1 protein-coding gene is annotated in these 657 nt (G+C 40.2%); it reads right to left on the reverse strand.

Annotated features, from left to right (window positions below):
- Window positions 1-657 (reverse strand): Ig-like domain-containing protein (locus IUY40_RS19205; protein ID WP_317190944.1); only part of this gene is annotated, 657 nt, incomplete at both ends.

The raw sequence follows: 657 nt of genomic DNA on the forward strand, positions 1-657 counted from the left end.
AGTAATAACTTGAGTAAATGTTGTAGAAGTATTGTTACATACATCTTTAGCCGTCCAAGTATTTGTATATGTTCCTGCATTAGCACAAGTAGAAGAAACTACGAAAGTTCCACTCACCTTAGTATAAGTAACCGTTCCACCACAAGAATCAGTAGCTACAGGAGCGCTAGCTTGTGCAGTGGTTAAACCAGCAGTATCGTTACATTGAAGTGTTACATTTAGCGCCGTTGGAGCAGTTGTCCAGGTTGGCGCAGTTGTATCTTGAATGGTTATAACTTGAGTGAATGCAGTTGAGGTATTGTTACATACATCTTTAGCCGTCCAAGTGTTGGTATAAGTTCCAGAGTTGGCACAAGTTCCTGCTACAAAAGTTCCACTCACCTTAGTATAAGTAACCGTTCCACCACAAGAATCAGTAGCTAGAGGAGCAGTTGCTTGAGCAGTAGTTAAACCAGCAGTATCGCTACATTGAAGTGTTACATTTAGCGCCGTTGGAGCAGTTGTCCAAGTAGGAGCAGTTGTATCTTGAATCGTGATAACTTGAGTGAATACAGTTGAGGTATTGTTACATACATCTTTAGCTGTCCAAGTATTAGTATATGTTCCTGCATTGGCACAAGTAGAAGAAACTACGAAAGTTCCAGATATTTTAGTAAG

Source organism: Flavobacterium sp. ALJ2, from assembly GCF_015594725.1.
In the GTDB taxonomy this organism is placed as follows: Bacteria; Bacteroidota; Bacteroidia; order Flavobacteriales; family Flavobacteriaceae; genus Flavobacterium.